A 20826-nucleotide genomic window follows, 5' to 3' on the forward strand; every position below is an offset into this window, starting at 1 on the left:
TTTGATAAGATTAATACAGGAGAACTAATCCTGTTTATAGGTTTTTAAGAATCTTGCTAAACGTCCGATAGCTTCTTCTAATTGGTGAACATAAGGTAAGGTTACAACACGGAAGTGATCCGGTTTATGCCAGTTAAAACCTGAACCTTGTACCAATAACACTTTTTCAGTTTGAAGCAAATCGTAAATAAATTTTGCATCATCTTTAATGCCAAACATTTCAGTGTCAATTTTCGGGAACATATACATTGCTCCTTTCGGTTTCACACAAGAAATCCCTGGAATTTGGGTAAGTAGTTCCCACGCTTTGTTACGTTGTTCTAATAAACGCCCACCAGGTAAAATAAACTCGTTAATACTTTGGTAACCACCTAATGCAGTTTGAATAGCATGTTGCATTGGTGTGTTTGCACATAAACGCATCGAAGCCAACATATCTAAGCCTTCAATAAAGCCTTTTGCATGGTTTTTCGGGCCATTTAACACCATCCAACCTTGACGGAAACCCGCCACGCGATACGCTTTAGACAAACCGTTATAAGTTACGGTTAACACATCTGGCGCAAGAGCCGCAATATGATGATGAACCGCACCATCATAAAGAATCTTTTCATAAATCTCGTCTGCAAAAATAATTAAATTATGCTGACGAGCAATTTCAGCAATCTCTAACAACACGGCACGACTATACACCGCACCCGTTGGATTGTTTGGGTTGATGATTAAAATCCCTTTAGTATTTGGCGTGATTTTAGCTTTAATATCAGCAATATCAGGGAACCACTCGTTTTCTTCATCACATAAATAATGCACCGCTTTACCGCCAGCTAATGTCGCTGCTGCCGTCCAAAGTGGATAGTCTGGCATTGGAATAAGGATTTCATCACCTTCATTAAGCAATGCTTGCATAGACATCGTAATCAATTCTGATACACCGTTACCGATATAAACATCGTTTACATCCATGTTGCGCATGCCTTTAGATTGGTAATATTGCACAATCGCTTTACGCGCAGAATAAAGCCCTTTGGAATCACAATAGCCTTGGGCGGTTGGAAGGTTACGAATTACATCAACTAAAATCTCATCCGGTGCTTCAAAACCGAATGGCGCAGGGTTGCCGATGTTAAGTTTTAAAATTTTATTGCCTTCTTCTTCTAAACGTAGTGCTTCTTTGTGAATCGGGCCGCGGATGTCATAGCGCACTTGAGCGAGTTTGTTTGATTTTGGAAAACGTTCCATATCTCTTCCTATATAAACTATATAAAAATGGTGCTGTGTAAAATGCTGCAACTCTACTCCGATTTTAGAGGAATTTAAAGAGAAAATACGTTAAAATATAGCCTTTTTAATATTCCCATAAAAAGCGGTGGATTTTCACCTTTTTACGCATGTCGATTTTAACCCAATTAAAGCAACAACTTTGTGAGCAAATGGCACAACTTCACGCTAATCAAGGCGTTGTTGCGCTGACGGCTGAATGGCAATTAACGGATGCTGATTTTTCTTTACTCGGTTGGTTAAAAGCTCAGTCACACAGTTTTCCGCATTACTTTTTGCAACACCGAGATGCCCCTCAAACGCTTATCGGTATGGGGCAAATGATCTATTTTGATGATAAAGCTCTGGCTCAACAGTTTGTTTCACAAACTGGCTTTACGCTACTTGGGCGAGTAGCGTTTGAAGGTAAAGCTTGCTTTATTCTGCCGCGCTTAATGGGAGAGCTACAGGCAGCAAAATTACGCTTTACGCTTTATATCGATAGCGATCAATTAGCCTCTGAACAACGACAACTTGCGCTATTTTTTGCAAATTTTGAAAAAATTGAACCGCTTGTATTTGCGCCCAACACGCTATTAAATCGTCAAGAAGCCATCAGTGAAGACGCTTGGCAAGCGCATGTTGAGCAAGCCACTCATGCTATTAATGCGCACCAATTTAGTAAAGTCGTCTTGGCAAATGCTTATACGTTATCATTTGCGCACCCGATTTCGCCTTATGATTTGCTCCAAGAAAGTCTTAAAACCAATCTTGGTTGTTACCAATTTTTATGGGCAGAAAACAGCGAACAAGCATTCCTTGGCGCTACGCCTGAACGGCTTTATGCCCGTGAAGGTAACCAACTCTTTACTGAGGCGCTGGCGGGAACCGTTGCTGCTTCAAGCGAAAATACACAAACTGAAGCCAATGCAGCATGGTTATTAAACGACACCAAAAATCAAATTGAAAACCAGCTAGTTGTGGAAGATATTGCCATTCACTTAGCTGATGAAGTGGACGATTTTCAAGTTGGGCAGGCAGAAATCAAACGTCTTAACCATGTCCAGCATTTACGCCGCCCGATTCGTACCACACTTAAAACTGGGGTAAGTGATATGCGCTGTTTAAGTCGCCTTCACCCCACCGCAGCGATTGCAGGTTTACCACGCTTAGCCGCAAAACAATTTATTGCCCAAACTGAGCCATTTAAACGTAATTGGTATGCTGGTGCACTAGGTTTCGTTAGCCCTGAGCGAAGTGAATTTTGTGTGACCTTGCGTTCAGCCCAAGTTCACGGCAATAAACTGATTGTTTATGCGGGCGCAGGTATTGTTGCGGGTTCAGAACCACAAGCGGAATGGCAAGAAATTGCGCGTAAATCACAAGCAATGATTAAATTATTTCACACTTAAACCACAGATTCAGGGGTTTTGTTTTACATCATAGGCAGACTCCGCTAAGATAATAGCTTGCACACCATTTAGGTGTAATGATGAGATAGGAGAATCAACATGGCAATTCAACGTAATGCACGTCAACGTAAAAAAATGCACTTAGCCGAGTTCCAAGAACTAGGTTTTTTAGTGAAATTCCAATTTGCAGATAATACTGGCATCGACCAAATCGATACTGTCGTAGATCGCTTCATTAACGAAGTAATCAAACCAAACGGCTTAGCTTATGAAGGCAGCGGCTATTTACATTGGGAAGGTTTAGTTTGCTTAGAAAAATTAGGCAAATGTGATGCTTCTCACCAAGCTTTAGTAAAAACTTGGTTAGAAAACAATGGTTTAACCCAAATCGAAATCAGCGAATTATTCGATATTTGGTGGGATTACCCAACAGCGTCTTAATTGCTGATCTAGCAAGCGGTCAATTTTTTGCAAAAGTTTGCTAAGAATTGACCGCTTGTTTATCTACCCTCAAGAGAAAATTATGGATACCTTTTTCATTCAAATTTTAACAATTATTACTGGCTTTATTAGCTTTATTTTAGTGTTGCGCAGTTGGTTCCAATTCTGCCGTGTTCCTGTTCATCTTCCCATTTCTCAAACACTATTACGGATGACCGCGCCTGTGGTAGATCCACTAACACGCATTATTCCAACCGTGAAAGGCATTAACTTTGCCGCGATTTTATTAACGGTTATCGTATTAGTCATTGAAAAATTAGTGGCTTACTCTGCCCCAATCACACTTGGTGTGTTTATGGCTTTATTAGGTGTGTTAAAAATTTTCGGGCAAATTCTCTTTTTTACCACGCTAATTCGTGCGCTCATGAGTTGGGTGACTCAAGGAAATCATCCGCTAGATTATGTGGTAGCTCAAATTACTGAACCCGTTTTAGGCCTGATTCGCCGTATTTTACCAAGAACTGGTATGTTAGACTTTTCTGTGATGGTACTTGGGTTTATTCTGATTTTTGTAAATCAGCTTTTCTACTCACTATTTGGTGCAGTTTGGGCGCTAGCTTAATGAAGCCCGTCGAAAAGCTAGATGCGCCTGATGGTTTACGGCTACGCATTTTTCTGCAACCCAAAGCGAGCCGAGATCAAATTGTTGGGTTACACGATAATGAATTAAAAATTGCTATCACGGCACCACCCGTAGAAGGTGCCGCCAATGCGCATTTATTGAAATTTTTAAGTAAGCTGTTTAAAGTCCCTAAAAGTACGATTTTGCTTGAAAAAGGCGAATTACAACGACACAAGCAGCTTTTTATTCCGAATCCAAAGCAAATTCCTGCAGAAATTCAGGAATTATTAGCAAAAAATGACGTCTAAACTCGTTATTAGAACTTTTTAACTCTCATTTATTCAAGAAGGTTTTTATGGCAAGAAAATATTTTGGCACCGACGGTGTACGTGGCGAAGTAGGAAAATTTCCAATTACTCCTGAGTTTGCCCTCAAATTAGGTTGGGCTGCAGGTAAAGTACTCGCAACCGAAGGCACTAAAAAAGTGCTAATTGGTAAAGATACCCGTATTTCTGGCTATATGTTGGAATCTGCACTTGAAGCAGGTTTAGCCGCTGCCGGCCTTTCAGCTGCATTCGTCGGCCCAATGCCAACGCCAGCAATTGCTTATTTAACTCGCACCTTCCGTGCAGAAGCAGGTATTGTTATTTCAGCTTCACACAACCCTTACTACGATAACGGTATCAAATTCTTCTCATCTATCGGTGAAAAATTACCAGATGAAGTTGAAGAAGCGATTGAAGCTTTACTTGAAGAGCCGATGGACTGTGTTGCTTCAGCAGAACTCGGCAAAGCGACCCGAATTAACGATGCCGCTGGTCGTTATATTGAATTCTGTAAAGGTACATTCCCATCTCACCTGAATTTAAAAGGTTATAAAATTGTGGTCGACTGCGCAAATGGTGCAACCTACCATATTGCCCCAAATGTAATGCGCGAATTAGGTGCAGAAGTTATTGAGATTGGTACACATCCAAACGGTTTAAACATCAATGAAAAATGTGGTGCAACTGATGTTTCAGCATTACAACGTGTTGTGGTTGAAGCTGAAGCCGATGTTGGTTTAGCTTACGATGGAGATGGCGACCGTTTAATCATGGTTGATCACTTAGGAAACAAAGTCGATGGCGACCAAATTCTCTTTATTATTGCACGTGAAGCATTACGTGCCGGTAAATTAAAAGGCGGTGTAGTTGGCACTTTAATGAGTAACATGAGCCTTGAAATTGCCCTAAAAGAATTAGCGATTCCATTTACCCGCGCAAACGTAGGTGACCGTTATGTGTTAGAACAACTTAAAGCACGTGGTTGGAAATTAGGGGGGGAAAACTCTGGTCATATTATTGTGTTAGACAAAAACACCACAGGTGATGGCATTATTGCCTCTCTTGAAGTATTAGCGGCCATGGCACAACACAAATTAACGCTGAACGAATTAGCCAAAGCGGTTCCACTCTTCCCACAAGTGTTGTTAAACGTACGCTTTGCCGGTGGTGCAAATCCATTAGAAAGCGAAGAAGTTAAAGCAGTCGCTGCAGAAGTTGAAAAACGTTTAAGTGGCAAAGGTCGCATCTTATTGCGTAAATCAGGAACTGAACCTCTGATTCGCGTAATGGTGGAATGTGAAGATGGTGAATTAGCGCAAAGCTGTGCTGAAGAAATCGTTGAAGCAGTAAAACGTAATTAGCATTTGACAAGCGGTTATTTTTGCAAAAAAATGAGCAAAAATGACCGCTTGTTTTTTTACTCAAGGAATAAAAAATGACTCAACAAGAAATGAAAAAAATTGCGGCAAAAGCTGCGCTTGCATTTGTCACTCCTGATACCATTGTTGGTGTTGGCAGCGGTTCGACAGTCAATTGCTTTATTGATGAACTAGCTTCAATGAAAGATAAAATTAAAGGTGCAGTAGCGGCTTCTAAGGCTTCTGAAGAACGTTTACGCTCACACGGGATTGAAGTATTTAACGCCAATGAAGTAACTGAGCTCGATGTTTATATTGATGGGGCAGATGAAATCACCCCACAAGGTGCGATGATTAAAGGCGGTGGTGCTGCATTAACTCGTGAAAAAATCGTAAGTGCTTTAGCGAAAAAATTCGTTTGTATTGTTGATGGTTCTAAACAGGTCAATGTGTTAGGCTCGACTTTCCCGCTTCCAGTAGAAGTGATTCCAATGGCGCGCTCTTACGTTGCTCGTGAACTCGTTAAATTAGGCGGTTCTCCAGAATACCGCGAAGGTGTAGTAACCGATAACGGCAATGTCATTTTAGATGTACATCATTTCGAAATTCTTGAGCCACTCAAAATGGAACACACCATCAATAATATTGCTGGGGTCGTCACAAATGGTATTTTTGCACAACGTTTTGCCAATGTGACCATTGTTGGCACGCCTAAAGGGGCAAAAATTATTGAATAATGACAAGCGGTGGATTTTAGTCAAAGTTTTGCAAAATCGCACCGCTTTCTTATTTCAGTACATTTGGTCATAACGCATTACATTTTATCTGTGAATTTTCTCACACTTAATGGTAAAAAAGAGGTATCCTCCCATTACCAATAATCCATTACATAAGGAATCACCATGCTCGAAAAAGTTTCTTTAGATAAATCTAAAATTAAATTCGTTCTCTTTGAAGGCGTGCACCAAAATGCATTAGACGTGCTTCATGCTGCTGGCTACACCAACATTGATTATTATAAAAAAGCCTTAGACGGTGAAGCGTTAATCGAAGCAATCAAAGATGCACACTTTATTGGTTTACGTTCGCGCACTCACTTAACTAAAGAAGTGTTAGAAAAAGCGCCTAAATTAGTTGCTATCGGCTGTTTCTGTATTGGAACAAACCAAGTTGATTTAGCAGCCGCAAAACAACGCGGGATTCCGGTTTTTAATGCGCCGTTCTCAAATACTCGCTCTGTAGCAGAATTAGTGCTTGGCGAAATTATTTTACTCATGCGTCAAGTGGCAAAAGCGAATATGGAAGTTCATCGCGGTGTGTGGAATAAATCTGCTAGCGGCGCAAACGAAGTGCGTAACAAAAAATTAGGCATTATCGGCTACGGTCATATCGGTTCTCAATTAAGCGTGATTGCAGAATCACTAGGGATGAATGTTTACTTCTACGATATTGAAAACAAACTTCCGCTAGGTAATGCACAGCAAGTTGCAAGCCTTGAAGAGTTGCTTTCTAGTTGCGATGTGATCTCTTTACACGTGCCTGAAAATGATTCAACGAAAAATTTAATGAACAAAGAACGCATTGGCCAATTAAAAGAAGGGGCTGTTTTAATCAATGCCGCACGTGGTACGGTCGTTGATATTGATGCACTGGCAGCACGTTTAGCTGATGGCAGCTTACGTGGTGCAGCTATTGACGTTTTCCCTGAAGAACCGGCTTCAATTAACGATCCGTTTGAATCTCCATTACGTCAATTCGATAACGTGATTTTAACCCCGCACATTGGTGGCTCAACAGCAGAAGCGCAAGCTAACATTGGGACTGAAGTCGCAAATAAATTTGTGAAATACTCTGATAACGGTTCAACCTTATCAGCCGTTAACTTCCCAGAAGTTTCTCTGCCTGTACACACCAAAGCGAAACGTTTATTACACATTCACGAAAACCGCCCAGGTATCTTAAACAAAATCAACCAAGTGTTTGTGGACTTAAACGTAAACATTGCATCACAATTCTTACAAACCGATCCGAAAATCGGTTATGTGGTCATTGATGTAGAATTAGATGATGCACACGCAGCGCTTGAACAGCTAAAAGCAATTGATGGCACCATCAAAGCGCGCGTATTGTACTAATTGCTTTTCCTAAACGGTTGCTGCGATAATTTCTTGTTTTTCTTAAACTGAACAAAAAATTGTCAAAGCAACCGAATTTCTCTTTCTTTCAGAAAAAATCTTCACTTCTCTTCAAAAAAAATTATTTTGTTTCACAATCTCATTCGGCAAGATACGCCCATCAATCTTTCTCATAAAATCAGCACAACAAACTAAAAACAATTAAATTTGCAAGATTTTATAAAAATCCCACCGCTTGTAAGAGCAATCCTCGCGTTGCTCTTAGCATTTTAACATGTTAGGATTTTGCTACTTTTATTTATTTTACAAGAGAAATTAAATGACAACTCAACTTCGTAACGATCCCAAGAAGGTTGCGCTTGCCTCAATGGTAGGAACAGCAATCGAATTCTTTGACTATTATATTTATGCCGCAGCTGCAGTATTAGTATTCAATACCCAATTTTTTAAAAGTGGCGACCCTGTTTCTGATGAGCTCCTTTCGCTTTCAACACTTGCGCTTGCATTTTTTGCGCGTCCAATTGGTTCTGCATTATTCGGTCACTTCGGTGATAAAATCGGTCGTAAAAAAACCTTAGTAGCTTCCTTATTATTGATGGGTGGCTCAACCGTAATGATCGGTTTATTGCCTAACTATGAAACAATTGGTATTTGGGCGCCAGTCCTACTTTGCTTATGCCGTATCGGTCAAGGCTTAGGTTTAGGCGGTGAATGGGGTGGTGCGGCATTAGTTGCCACAGAAAACGCACCAGAAGGAAAACGCGCATGGTACGGTACTTTCCCACAATTAGGTGCGCCAATCGGCTTATTTGTGGCAAATGGCGCCTTCTTCTTAGTCAGTTACAGCTTTGGTCATGAAGCCTTAGTACAATGGGCGTGGCGTATTCCATTTATCTCTTCGATCATATTGGTTATGGTTGGTTTATGGGTACGTTTAACCTTACATGAAAGCCATGTTTTCCGTGAAGCAGAACAACAAGGTAAAACACAAAAAGCACCAGTAAGTGCCGTATTCCGTCATCACTTAAAACCATTGATTTTAGGTACATTCATCATGACAGCAACTTATGTGTTGTTCTATATCATGACTGCTTTTGCACAGGTTTACTCTCGCACACCTGCCACACTTTCTGAAGCAGGCCACCCAATGGGATTAGGTATTGCACCTAACACCTTTACTGGCTTATTACTCTTAAGTGCAATTGTATTTGCTATTTTCACCAGCATTTCTGGTTTATACGCAGATAAAATTGGTCGCCGTAAATTCTTATTATGGGTTACCTTTGCGATGGGAATCTTCGGTTTAGCAATGCCATTATTCTTATCAAACGGCACGCCAACTTCTATGTTCTTATTCTTAATTATTGGTATGGCGTTAATGGGCTTCACTTTCGGACCAATGGCGGCATTATTACCGGAGCTTTTCCCAACAGAAGTACGTTATTCAGGCGCCTCTCTTGCTTATAACTTTGCATCTATTGTTGGAGCAACCGTGGCGGCAACCTTCGCAATTAAAATCAATGCCAACTACGGTGTTTTAGGAGTAGGTATTTATTTAGCAATCAACGCTGTCATCACATTCTTAGCGCTTTGGGCATCAAAAGAGACTAAAGATGTCGATTTAACTAACGCTTAATCCTAAATGCAAAAAGCGTGATTTTGCTAAATCACGCTTTTTATTGTTGTTTACGTTGTTGATATTCCCGATGCTGTTTGCTTTGAAAAGGCACAATCTGAACATTATCGCTTAATTCAATAAGCTGATAATACTGCGGAAAATTAAACCGCTCTCCCCATTCCCGCTCCTCTTTTTTGGCATAGAAACGATTGATTTCTTTGACTTTTTCTTCTTTGCTTCCCAAGCAATTGAAATAACTTTCTAGCTTATTTTGTTCATCAAGAATATAAACATTAAACAGTCCGTTAGCATTATCTTCAAAGAAGAACTGCAAAAAGCCTTCGCTGGCAAAATCGTTAATCACTTTGGGATAACGGGTTTTATATACGGCATTTTCATCGCGTTCACTTTTTGCAAAATCTTCGCCTAAATCGACCGCTTGTGGCAAACAAAACAGAGCAAATGGCGCTTCTTCAAAAATAAATCCCCAATGTTTTTCTTGCTCAACTTGCACTTCGATAATCGTTTTATCGTAAATAGTTCCCGTGTGAATACTAATACAACGATCCACCAGTTCCGCAATAGATTCTCGTAATTCCAAACGCAATTTTTTGCTATAACAGAACACATTAACTGATTGCGGTGGCGCTGAACCACGGTAGATTTTATTCGACAGGAATTTTAACGCCTTAAGTAAGGCTTCTTTACCTTCTACGTGCTGCGTGCGGATTTCATTCCACATATTACGATAAATAATATCCACACTGCCAATCAACTGCGCTTCCCCACCCGCAAAATTGAATAAATCCGCTTGGGTAATTTTGCGAATACGTTCTGTCTTAATATGTTCGGTCGGATCAACCGTCAAATTCACCGCAAAGATTAAATGACGAATCTCATTCGGGTGCAATAGTTCTTCATTACCGACAATAGGCCCTTTGGTTGGAAAAGAAATGCGTAAATCTGTAATGAATTGACGGAAATTCAGCAAACTTACATGGCGGCTGACAACATGCAAACGACTTTCTGCCGTCAAAATGCCATTAAAATATGCCCATGCAACTAATTTTGTGAGATCTTTTTGATACTCGACAAAGCGATCGGGATTCTCATACTCTGAGCTAGGTGCTTGATTCAGCAAATACCAACCCGGCCTCATCATTGAGCCTTCCCGACCTTCAATAAAGGTAAGATTTTTCTCCGCCAAATTCTGAGAAATTCTCGGATTTAGCAAAGTCACTTTACCCGGCAATACTTCAAACACTGAGTAAAGTTTGCGCATTAAAATATCAATATCGTTTGCCATAATACTTGGATCAATATGAAATTTACGCGCAAATTGAATTAAGTTCCGATAACTTTGTAGCAATAAATCCACCAGCATTTGATGGTGTACTTTCACTTGCTTCGTTTTCCAACTGGCTCGCTGATTAAGGATTTCAAGCTCTTCTTCATCCCACTCCCAACTTTTTGCTAATTGTTGCAGTTGATAAGTACGCCAGTTCTCTTCATTTTCACCTTCCATTGCTTTTAAATAAAAGCATTGACGAATTCGATTTAAACGTACGAACTCTTTACGCTCAATTAAATATTCACTGACCTGATCTAACATAGCCAAATATGGGTCAAAGTGATAACGCACTTCCGTTTTACTTAACCATTTTTGCTTGAATGATTTAGAAATCAGTACAGTTTGTGGATAGTTATGCGCATAGCTTTCTAACAAGACAATTTTAATGGCGGATTTATATGGATTATCAATTCCCTTATAAAGCTGCCATAAACTGGCACCAAAAAATTCAGCGGTGGAAAGCGCAGAAAAATCACCAAAATCTACCCACGCCTGCATATCAATTTCTGACAAATGATGGCGTTGTTGGTATTGTTCATCGGTTAAATGTAACCAAAGTAAACGCTTACCAGCAAGGCGAATGGCGGAGCGATAAAACTCATCTAATAAGAAAAAATGCTGTGCTGAACCACTATGCTCTTCACTGACACTATGCTGATCTAAATGGGCACTAAAGCGCGCAGGATTCATTAAATAGATAGTTACATCAACATCAAAACCTTTTGCCCAAGCGCAAAGACGTGCAATTTTTTGCTCCATCAGCTGAAGCTGTTCTGCACTTAAATGTTCAGGATAACAAAGCCATAAATCCAAATCGGAATATTGTGTTTGTGTAATCGACCCCGTACTGCCCATTGAATAGAGAGCATCGAAAGCGGTAGTTTTTTCTAAATGTTTTGCTAATTTGGCTTGTGGCAATAACGCAGTAATAAACCGCTGTTGATAGTGATTAGGAGAAAAGTGCGCAATCCCAGCTGGGGCATTTTCCACATACCCCGGTAACTCTGGTTCATTAAGATGAATCAGAATCGGGATCAGTTGGAAAACATGACGATAATAAGGTTGGTTCGCGGCAAAAGCGCGTTTGATTCGATATTGATTTAACGCTTCGACTCGTTCTATAGCAAAGGCTAATTGGGCTGAAAATGGCGAAACCGCACTTTTATAAGGCAATAAGAGATCGCGAGTTTTCATGCACCTTCCTTAAACGAATCAAAATGCGCCCAATTTAAGCATTTTCACTCCAAAAGTAAAGCCTTCATTTCGGTAAGCACTTGTTCCATTATGTAAAAAAACAGCTCGGATCAGCGCGCTTGTTTTTGCTACACTGTTCAGACCACTAATAAAATAGTGTATTATATTTAAGTTTCTCTAGCTTATATCAGCGAACAAGTGTAAGCTGAACGCAATTTAAATCGTTTTCACATTAAAAAGGAAAAATCAGAATGAAACGTGTTGTAATCACTGGTTTAGGTGTTATCTCAAGTATTGGTAACAACAAAGAAGAAGTTTTAGCGTCATTAAAAGCGGGTAAATCAGGTATTGAATTCGTACCAGAATTTGCTGAAGTCGGTATGCGTAGCCAAGTTGCCGGCACCATTAAATTAAACCCAGCTGAACTTATCGACCGTAAAGTTTATCGCTTCATGGGTGATGCAGCCGCTTATGCTTACCTTTCAATGAAAGAAGCGATTGAAGATTCAGGCTTAACTGAAGATCAAGTTTCAAACGATCGTACCGGCTTAGTCATTGGTGCAGGTACAGGTTCAGCACATAGCCAATTAGTGGCGTGTGATGCAGTGCGTGGCCCACGTGGCGTGAAAGCGATTGGCCCTTATGCAGTAACCAAAACCATGGCATCAAGTGTTTCTGCTTGTTTAGCTACACCTTACAAAATTCGTGGTGTGAACTATTCTATCAGCTCAGCTTGTGCAACCTCTGCACACTGTATCGGTCATGCGATGGAACTTATCCAATTAGGTAAGCAAGATATCGTCTTTGCAGGCGGCGCAGAAGAACTTTCTTGGGAATGTGCTACCGAATTTGATGCAATGGGCGCGGTATCAACTAAATATAATGACACACCAACCAAAGCAAGCCGTGCTTATGATGCGAACCGTGACGGTTTCGTTATCGCTGGTGGTGGTGCTGTAGTCGTGGTTGAAGAATTAGAACACGCTTTAGCCCGTGGTGCGAAAATCTATGCAGAAATCGTAGGCTATGGCGCAACTTCAGACGGTTATGACATGGTAGCACCAAGCGGTGAAGGTGCAGAGCGTTGCATGAAACAAGCGTTAGCAACCGTAAACGGCGAAGTGGAATACATCAACGTACACGGTACATCAACACCAGTAGGCGATGTAAAAGAGCTTGGCGCAATTAAAAATGTATTTGGTGACAAATCTCCTGCGATTTCATCAACCAAATCAATGACAGGTCACTCTTTAGGTGCAGCAGGCGCGCACGAAGCAATCTACTCATTGTTAATGTTAGATAACGATTTCATCGCACCAAGCATCAACATTGAAGAATTAGATGAACAAGCAAAAGGCTTAAATATCGTGACTGAACGTCAAGACAAAGCATTAACTACTGTTATGTCAAACAGCTTCGGTTTCGGCGGTACTAACGCGACCTTAATTTTCCAAAAATATAAAGGCTAATTAACAAGCCTGTGCTAAAAACATTTGCCCCGTGATGAAAACCATCACGGGGCAATTTTTTACAAGCGATCAGATTTTGCAAAACCTTTACGAAATCTGACCGCTTGTCACTATTAGTTAATCTCTTGATCGTATTGGAGATAAACCACGTGAGTTTGGAGGTACTCTTCTAAACCATGTTTACCGTCTGCGCCACCAATACCTGATTTGCGCCAACCAGCGTGGAAGCCTTGCATTGCTTCAAAGTTTTCACGGTTAACATAGGTTTCACCAAATTTTAAGCGAGAAATTACTTTCATTGCTTTATTGATGTTTTGCGTATAAACCGAAGAAGTTAAGCCATATTCACAATCATTCGCTAATTGAATTACCTCATCAACTGTATCAAAGGTAGCCACTGGAATCACTGGTGCGAAAATTTCTTCACGTAAAATCGCCATATCGTTGCTCACATCAGCAATGACCGTTGGCTCAAAATAATGCCCTTTACCTTGAACAGCTTTACCACCAAGCAAGAGCTTACCACCCGCTTTAATGGCTTCATCTACCATTTTTTGAGCATGTTGTTGACCTTGCAGATTCACCATTGGTCCCATGTCTAAACTCTCATCTGCTAATGGATCACCAAAGCGAACTTTTTTCATCAGCTCCACTAATTTTTCAGTAAAGGCTTCTTTTACTTCACGTTGAACATAAATACGTTCTGCACAGTTACACACCTGCCCGCTGTTAATCACACGAGAGGCAACAATCGCTTTCGCGGCTAAATCTAAATCAGCATCTGCAAATACAATCGCAGGCGCTTTTCCGCCTAATTCAAGGTTGACTTTAGTAATGTTTTGGCTTGCCGCTTCCATGACTTTACGACCAGCTGGCTCACTTCCTGTTAATGAAACCAAGCCAACTTTTGGATTGGCTGAAAGCTCATAACCAATTTCGCCACCAGAGCCATGAACAACGTTGAACACACCTTTTGGTAAACCCACTTGATGAACAATTTCAGAAAATAAAACTGCGTTAATTGGTGAATCCACACTTGGTTTTACCACAATAGTATTCCCCGTAACCAACGCTGGCGCCATTTTGCGAGCAATTAAAAAGAACGGGAAGTTCCACGGTAAAATACCGGTTGTTACACCAATAGGTTTTTTGTAGATAAAAATATGCTCATTTGGGCGGTCACTTTGGACGATTTCGCCTTCATAACGGCGCGCCCATTCTGCCATATAATCCATATAGTCTGCAGTAAAGTTAACTTCAACGCGGGCAAGCGGTAAAACTTTACCCATTTCAGCTGAAATGGTACGTGCAATTTCTTCTGATCTTTCGCGAATGCCTGAAGCAATTTTACGTAAATAGCCTGCACGTTCAATTGCAGGTAATTTTTCCCAAGCCAGTTGTGCCTGTTCAGCATAATCAATTGCCGCTCTTGCATCTTCTGCTGTTCCTTTAGTCACTACAGCAATGACTTCTTCAGTGGCTGGGTTAAATACTTCAAAAGTATTACCGCTTCTAGATTCTACAAATTCACCATTGATATACATTTTGAGTGTGCTCATTCTTTTCTCCTTTTGTGTGAATGATGCCGTTATTCTAATGTTATATTTGTGAAAAGAATGTGAAATAGATCACAGAAATCAACATTCGTTATTTACGATATTGGCTCGGTGAAAGCTGATAAGCACTTTTAAACGCTTTAGAAAAATGCGCTTCCGTTTGATAACCAACGGCTAATGCAATTTCCAATACACTTTTTTGCGTGCTCTTCAGTAAATAAGCAGCTTGTTGCAACCGAATTTTTGTTAAAAATTTTGCTGGTGGTAAACCCAGTTGCTGCTGAAATACACGACAAAAATTAGCGCGCGACATATTCGATAGCTCGGCTAACTCTTCCACTCGCCAAGCTGATTCAGGTGTTTGTAAAATAGCCATTAACGCTTGATTAAGCCGTTTATTCTTTAAAGCAAACAAAATCCCTTGGTTTAATTCGCCTTGCCCAGCAACATAACGCAAAATATAAATAAAAAGAATGTTTGAAAGTGCATCAATGACCGATTTTGAGCCCATATTTGCATGATTAGCTTCTTGTAAAAACAGTTCGATTAACGGAAAAATTGGCGTATCTTTTAACCGAATGTGCAAATAATCTGGCAAGGCACTAATAAGCAACGCTTCTTTTTGATAATAAAATCGTCCGCAAAACATTTTAAAATCGGGCGAACTCTGGCCAATTTGATGCACGGTAAAATGCCCTGCTTTTGCCGTTTTGACCAAGCTTAATTCAGTATCTTGTGTTCCTAACGCATGTTGCTGATGTTGAGGTAAGAAAAAAAGATCGCCCGCTTCTAATTCAAAACATTGATTCCCAATACTTAACCAACAACTCCCCTGTTCGATTAAATGGAATAGCCCTTGAGTTTCATAAACCTCACTATGCTGAATCTGCCAGTCGCCTTGAAACAAGCAACGAATATTAATCTCACCTTGAATTTGAGCCAGTTGTATCAATTTATCTAAATAGTCCATTTTGAGCGTTCCATAATAAAAAATGAGTGAATTTGGCAATTATTATAGCCAAATTTACTTAAAATAAACGCATAAATTACGCATACAATGGAGAAAAATATTATGTTTGCAGATTGGAAAAACGATGTTGCCCATGTTAAAAAATCTTTTGGCGCACTCGGTAAAAAACACCCTAAAATGTTACAAGCTTACCAAGCACTAGGCGCAGCAGCAGCTGAAGGCAATGTATTAGATGCAAAAACGCGCGAGCTTATCGCGCTTGCGGTTGCAGTTACAACGCGTTGTGAAAGCTGTATCGGCGTACATGCAGAAGAAGCGGTAAAAGCTGGCGCAACGGAAGAAGAAGTGGCAGCAGCATTAGCAATGTCAATCGCGTTAAATGCAGGGGCAGCTTATACCTATTCTTTAAGAGCGTTAGAAGCCTATAACGCACAAAAAGAATAAGATAAAAACAGGGCGCTATCAGAAGCGCCCTTTTGTTTAACTCGCTAAATGGATAAATAAACTCAATAAAATCGGCGGAAGTAAATTCGTGATAAACCCAAAACTAATTGAAAGTGGTACCATTTGCGTTCCACCTGATTTTTGAATAACAGGTAGCATACAATCTAATGAAGTTGCGCCACCTAGCCCGATAGCCGTTGAAGGCAAACGCGGCATCAATAATGGAATTAAAAATAGACAAACGATCTCGCGGGAAATGTCATTGAAAAAAGCGATACTACCATCAACCGCGCCCCAAGCATCATAAACCAACACGCTAGAAAGCGAATACCAACCAAAAGCTGAAGCAAATGCCATGCCCTTCATCACAGGTAAGTCTAAATAACATGCCGCTAATGCCCCACCAAGCAAGCTAGTTACCATAAAAATGAGCGCCGTATAAATGCCTCGCTGATTGAAAAAGACCTGTCTAAGTGGAATACCACTATTACGCAGCTGAATACCAACCCCAAACACCATCAGCATTACCGCATAAGTGCTAGTGCCCATTGGAAAAGCAAGCCATCCTTTCGTCCAATATCCAACTAAAGCACCCAATGCAGTCGTTCCAATTAAACGAAACGAATCCCATAACATTCGCCAGTGAGAAGGTTTTTCACCGTTTTGATTTTCTGTCCTCACCATCGGGAAAAACTTATCATAAAGCCCAATACCGATAATATTGCAACTTAGAATAGTGATACTCAATCCAAATGCCGTATGCCCAATCAATGGTAATTTGCTACCAAGATCATCTAACTGCCCCAGTGAAATCCCAATCACTAATAAAATAATATACAAACAAGCGCTCACAACGCGATCCACCCAACGCATGATGCGGGGTTGTGAAACTTTAAAAAAATATCCCAATACAAGCGGGATAAAAACCATCGCTAATCCAAATAACATACGCCCTCCAATAACACTTGACCTTTCCTATTCCGTGATTAAAATAACACTGTTTTTTCATACATTTTTTCATATTACAAGCGGTCTTATTTTATGGCAAATTTGCAAAATTATCAGCGTAAAATTATCCACATTGATATGGATTGCTTTTATGCCGCCATTGAAATGCGTGATGATCCTTCGCTCGTTGGCAAACCTGTGGCAGTAGGTAGCGATGTTTATCAACACGGCGTGCTGACCACTTGTAATTATGAGGCAAGAAAATTTGGCTTACACAGCGCCATGCCAACTGCACAAGCCCTTAAACGCTGCCCAAACTTAATTTTACGCCCTGTTAATATGGCTTATTACAAAAGCGTTTCAGCACAAATTCATCAAATTTTTCGCCACTATACCGACATTATTGAACCGCTTTCACTTGATGAAGCTTTTTTAGATGTAACGGATAGCGCACACTGCTCAGGCTCTGCCACCTGGATTGCAGAAGCGATCCGGCAAGCGATTGCGCAAGAATTACAACTGACTGCCTCTGCTGGCGTAGCGCCTTTAAAATTTTTAGCCAAAATTGCATCTGACCAAAACAAACCAAACGGTATTTTTGTTATTCCCCCTGAAAAAGTGGCTGACTTTATTCATCAATTACCGCTGAAAAAGATTCCTGGCGTCGGCAAAGTCACACAAGAAAAATTAACACAGCTCGGATTACAGACTTGTGCAGATATTCAACAATCTGACCAAGCGTTAATTTACAAAACCTTTGGTAAATTCGGGCAACGGTTATGGGCATTTAGCCACGGCATTGACAACCGTTCAATTGAGCCCAATCGCCCAAGAAAATCTGTTGCAGTTGAAAATACATTAATCACGCCAATAGATAATCTAGATGAGGCAAAAAACATTGTTAGCCAACAATTTGAGACCCTTAAACAACGATTAAATAGAAATTGTAAAGATATTCCTCTTAGCGAATTTAAGAAATTAGGCATTAAACTCAAATTTGATGATTTCAGCCAAACCACTTTAGAAAGAACCATGAATGGGCTTACATTAGCGCGTTTTCTTACCTTGCTAGAACAAATATGGGAGCGGCGCGCCAAACGTAAAATTCGTTTAATTGGCTTAAACGTGCATTTACCAAATAAAAAAATTACTCATCAATTAAATTTATGGGAATAATCGGCGTCTAACGCTTGAAATTACGCAAATTTGCCTCATTATAAGGCAAGTTTTTTTACTTTTCTTTTTTTGGAGAATTCAATAATGGCAAAACGTGTCATTTTATTTTTGTTGATGAACTTAGCAGTGATGTTTGTATTGAACATCGTGCTACAAATTATTTTTAAAGTCACTGGCATTCAAGGTGGAAGCACCGCAGGTATTTTAGTGATGTCTGCTGTCTTTGGTTTCGCAGGCTCCTTGATTTCACTATTTTTGTCAAAAACTATGGCATTACGCTCTGTGGGTGCAGAAATTATTACTACACCACGCACACAAACAGAACAATGGTTATTTAACACCGTGCAACGCCAAGCACAGCAAGCTAATATTCCAATACCAGATATTGCGATTTATCACTCAGCGGATGTTAATGCTTTTGCAACCGGTGCAACGAAAAGCAATTCTTTAGTGGCAGTCAGCACAGGCTTATTAAATAACATGACAGAAGCGGAAGCAGAAGCGGTTATTGCGCATGAAATCTCTCATATTGCCAACGGCGATATGGTTACCATGACCTTATTACAAGGCGTGCTTAACACCTTTGTGCTTTTCTTATCGCGCATTATTTCTACCGCAGCTTCTAGCTCTCGTGATGAAAACGGTAACTCAAGCCAAAACGCTTTAGTTTTCTGGGTGGTTGATATTGTGTTACAAATGGTCTTTGGCGTGATTGCGACCATGATCGCAATGTGGTTCTCACGTTATCGTGAATTCCGTGCTGATGCCGGTTCTGCACAATTAGTCGGAAAAGAAAAAATGATTGCGGCACTAGAACGCTTACAACGCATTCATGAGCCGCAACAACTTGAAGGTTCTTTAGCTGCATTTATGATCAATGCACCAAAAACAAAAGAACTTTTTATGAGCCATCCGCCGTTAGAAAAACGTATCGCAGCGTTACGTAGCTTATAATATTATAATCTAACAAGCGGTCATATTCTGCAAAATTTTTGCGAAATATGACCGCTTGCATATTTAACCGACCACATATTTTAAAAGTGGGTACAGGCTAACTAATAAAATTAAATAACGGCAAAATTTGCCAATAGTAATAAAAATGACACTAGCCACAGCGGGAAAACGTAACCAGCCTGCAATAGCACATAAAATATCACCTACAAATGGCAACCAGCTCAGTAGCAGGACATATACGCCATATTTTTCACTCTTCTCTAACGCCCACTTAACCAATCTCTTTTGACTATTTATTGGCTTTGGCGCAAGCATTCCCATCGCATAAGTCACAATACTACCTAAACTATTTCCAACTGTTGCCACTAACACTAATAACCACAACTCAGCATGCCAAAAAGATTCATGGGCATAGATCGATTTTGAAGCTAATGCACTAAATACAATTTCAGAATTGCCAGGCAAAACTGTCGCACTTAAAAAAGCACTTAAAAACAAGAACAACCACTGATTTTCATTTGAAGAAAAAAAGCCAAAAAAAGCGAGAAGGTAATCAGTCATACGGAGATCTTTGTGATAAATTTGTTAAATTACTGTATCAATTCTTTAATGTAATTTTGCTATTTTGTTTAATTTTGATGTGAATCAATCTTTTTTTCCAATTTAACCAAAATTGAGTAAGAAATAAGTTTGCTCCACCTCTTAAGAGGTCTATAATTCTGACAAACTTTAATTATTATTTAAATCTAAAATTAAGGAATGCCTATGTTTTCTCCTGCTGAAATGGCAAAAATTACAGAAGATGGCGCAGTGTATAAAGCCACTAAACATCAGCTCTATTCTTTTATTTCAGCCATTGTTGCCGGAGGATTTATTGCGCTTGCCTTTGTTTTCTATACAACCACTCAAACGGGCAGTGCAGATATACCATGGGGCGTTGCCAAACTGATTGGCGGCACCGTCTTTTCACTCGGCGTAACGATGTGTGTCGTTTTTGGCGCTGAACTTTTTACTTCTTCTACCCTAACAGCCGTTGCTAAAGCAACTCACCGCATTACATGGGGTCAAATGTTTAAAAACTGGCTTGTTGTTTATGGCGGCAATTTTATTGGCGGATTAAGCGTGGTTGCACTCATTTGGTTTGCTGGACAAATTATGGCTGCCAATGGGCAATGGGGACTCACTATCTTAAAAACTGCCCAACATAAAATCCATCATACATGGATGGAAGCTTTCACGCTTGGTATTCTTTGTAACATCATGGTTTGTGTCGCAGTATGGATGGCAAATGCTGGTAAGTCATTAACTGATAAAGCCTTTATCATGATTTTACCCATTGCTTTATTCGTTTCTTCAGGCTTTGAGCACTGTGTTGCCAATATGTTTATGATTCCAATGGGTATTGCGATTGCACAAGGTGCCGAACCTTCATTTTGGGCTGCAATTGGCGTTGACCCTGCAACTTATGCTGACTTAGATTTATCTCATTTTATCGTGAAAAACCTTATTCCAGTTACCCTTGGTAACATTGTCGGTGGAGTATTCTTTATTGGCTTAGTCCAATGGTTTTTACATATTAGGGAGCATTAAAA

The 20826-nt window shown here is 40.2% G+C and carries 19 protein-coding genes; 13 read left to right on the forward strand and 6 right to left on the reverse strand.

The features are described 5' to 3' along the window. Positions 1 to 24 precede the first annotated feature (24 nt). Positions 25 to 1242 (reverse strand): pyridoxal phosphate-dependent aminotransferase, encoded by a 1218-nt coding sequence (locus HMPREF1128_RS08270; RefSeq protein WP_007526357.1) that lies wholly within the window; start codon positions 1240 to 1242, stop codon positions 25 to 27. 149 nt (positions 1243 to 1391) lie between these two features. Here HMPREF1128_RS08270 and HMPREF1128_RS08275 point away from each other — a divergent pair, with 149 nt between their 5' ends. The 8 genes from HMPREF1128_RS08275 (at position 1392) to HMPREF1128_RS08310 (ending at position 9190) form a co-directional block, all read left to right on the forward strand. After that, on the forward strand, positions 1392 to 2672 hold the full coding sequence (locus HMPREF1128_RS08275) for an isochorismate synthase (RefSeq protein ID WP_007526360.1): 1281 nt from the start codon (positions 1392 to 1394) through the stop codon (positions 2670 to 2672). A gap of 99 nt (positions 2673 to 2771) precedes the next feature. After that, entirely contained in the window at positions 2772 to 3113 is a 342-nt protein-coding gene (locus tag HMPREF1128_RS08280; protein WP_007526399.1) for a YggL family protein, read from the forward strand. A gap of 82 nt (positions 3114 to 3195) precedes the next feature. Continuing rightward, positions 3196 to 3735 carry a YggT family protein gene (locus tag HMPREF1128_RS08285; protein WP_007526362.1) on the forward strand — a complete coding sequence of 180 codons (540 nt, stop codon included), beginning with the start codon at positions 3196 to 3198 and terminating at the stop codon, positions 3733 to 3735. Then, positions 3735 to 4043 carry a DUF167 family protein YggU gene (gene yggU / locus HMPREF1128_RS08290; protein ID WP_007526421.1) on the forward strand — a complete coding sequence of 103 codons (309 nt, stop codon included), beginning with the start codon at positions 3735 to 3737 and terminating at the stop codon, positions 4041 to 4043. The genes HMPREF1128_RS08285 and yggU overlap by 1 nt, the downstream gene beginning before the upstream one ends. Positions 4044 to 4090: 47 nt before the next feature. Then, a complete protein-coding gene (gene glmM / locus HMPREF1128_RS08295; RefSeq protein WP_007526317.1) occupies positions 4091 to 5422 on the forward strand; it encodes a phosphoglucosamine mutase in 1332 nt (443 codons plus the stop codon). A gap of 74 nt (positions 5423 to 5496) precedes the next feature. Then, the gene (gene rpiA / locus HMPREF1128_RS08300; protein WP_007526411.1) at positions 5497 to 6156 is read left to right on the forward strand and encodes a ribose-5-phosphate isomerase RpiA; all 660 of its coding nucleotides are present in this window, start codon (positions 5497 to 5499) and stop codon (positions 6154 to 6156) included. 165 nt (positions 6157 to 6321) lie between these two features. Then, positions 6322 to 7554: a phosphoglycerate dehydrogenase gene (gene serA / locus HMPREF1128_RS08305; protein ID WP_007526285.1), complete on the forward strand. Its 1233-nt coding sequence runs from the start codon at positions 6322 to 6324 to the stop codon at positions 7552 to 7554. Between the two features lie 319 nt (positions 7555 to 7873). Then, positions 7874 to 9190 carry an MFS transporter gene (locus HMPREF1128_RS08310; RefSeq protein WP_007526325.1) on the forward strand — a complete coding sequence of 439 codons (1317 nt, stop codon included), beginning with the start codon at positions 7874 to 7876 and terminating at the stop codon, positions 9188 to 9190. A gap of 40 nt (positions 9191 to 9230) precedes the next feature. Here HMPREF1128_RS08310 and HMPREF1128_RS08315 read toward each other — a convergent pair whose 3' ends face one another. Then, positions 9231 to 11717, reverse strand: coding sequence for a class I adenylate cyclase (locus HMPREF1128_RS08315; RefSeq protein WP_007526302.1), 2487 nt, complete (start codon positions 11715 to 11717; stop codon positions 9231 to 9233). Positions 11718 to 11968: 251 nt separating this feature from the next. Here HMPREF1128_RS08315 and fabB point away from each other — a divergent pair, with 251 nt between their 5' ends. Continuing rightward, positions 11969 to 13186 (forward strand): beta-ketoacyl-ACP synthase I, encoded by a 1218-nt coding sequence (gene fabB, locus HMPREF1128_RS08320; RefSeq protein ID WP_007526292.1) that lies wholly within the window; start codon positions 11969 to 11971, stop codon positions 13184 to 13186. Between the two features lie 113 nt (positions 13187 to 13299). Here fabB and aldA read toward each other — a convergent pair whose 3' ends face one another. Then, on the reverse strand, positions 13300 to 14745 hold the full coding sequence (aldA, locus tag HMPREF1128_RS08325) for an aldehyde dehydrogenase (protein ID WP_007526342.1): 1446 nt from the start codon (positions 14743 to 14745) through the stop codon (positions 13300 to 13302). An 88-nt stretch (positions 14746 to 14833) separates the two neighbouring features. Next, the gene (locus tag HMPREF1128_RS08330; RefSeq protein WP_007526336.1) at positions 14834 to 15712 is read right to left on the reverse strand and encodes a cupin domain-containing protein; all 879 of its coding nucleotides are present in this window, start codon (positions 15710 to 15712) and stop codon (positions 14834 to 14836) included. Between the two features lie 102 nt (positions 15713 to 15814). Here HMPREF1128_RS08330 and HMPREF1128_RS08335 point away from each other — a divergent pair, with 102 nt between their 5' ends. Further along, entirely contained in the window at positions 15815 to 16156 is a 342-nt protein-coding gene (locus tag HMPREF1128_RS08335; RefSeq protein WP_007526339.1) for a carboxymuconolactone decarboxylase family protein, read from the forward strand. A gap of 36 nt (positions 16157 to 16192) precedes the next feature. Here HMPREF1128_RS08335 and HMPREF1128_RS08340 read toward each other — a convergent pair whose 3' ends face one another. After that, the gene (locus tag HMPREF1128_RS08340) at positions 16193 to 17104 is read right to left on the reverse strand and encodes a lysine exporter LysO family protein (RefSeq protein WP_007526419.1); all 912 of its coding nucleotides are present in this window, start codon (positions 17102 to 17104) and stop codon (positions 16193 to 16195) included. Positions 17105 to 17197: 93 nt separating this feature from the next. Between HMPREF1128_RS08340 and dinB the strand changes: the two genes are divergently transcribed. Continuing rightward, positions 17198 to 18280: a DNA polymerase IV gene (gene dinB, locus HMPREF1128_RS08345; RefSeq protein ID WP_007526409.1), complete on the forward strand. Its 1083-nt coding sequence runs from the start codon at positions 17198 to 17200 to the stop codon at positions 18278 to 18280. Between the two features lie 84 nt (positions 18281 to 18364). Then, positions 18365 to 19234, forward strand: coding sequence for a protease HtpX (gene htpX, locus HMPREF1128_RS08350; protein ID WP_007526321.1), 870 nt, complete (start codon positions 18365 to 18367; stop codon positions 19232 to 19234). 63 nt (positions 19235 to 19297) lie between these two features. Here the strand turns inward: htpX and HMPREF1128_RS08355 are convergent, their stop codons facing one another. Next, complete coding sequence (locus HMPREF1128_RS08355; protein ID WP_007526304.1) at positions 19298 to 19795, reverse strand: YqaA family protein; 498 nt, start codon at positions 19793 to 19795, stop codon at positions 19298 to 19300. 204 nt (positions 19796 to 19999) lie between these two features. Here HMPREF1128_RS08355 and focA point away from each other — a divergent pair, with 204 nt between their 5' ends. Beyond that, entirely contained in the window at positions 20000 to 20824 is an 825-nt protein-coding gene (gene focA, locus HMPREF1128_RS08360) for a formate transporter FocA (protein ID WP_007526377.1), read from the forward strand. Positions 20825 to 20826: the final 2 nt, after the last annotated feature.

Origin of the sequence: Haemophilus sputorum HK 2154 (genome assembly GCF_000287615.1) — a bacterium.
Classification (GTDB): domain Bacteria; phylum Pseudomonadota; class Gammaproteobacteria; order Enterobacterales; family Pasteurellaceae; genus Haemophilus_A; species Haemophilus_A sputorum.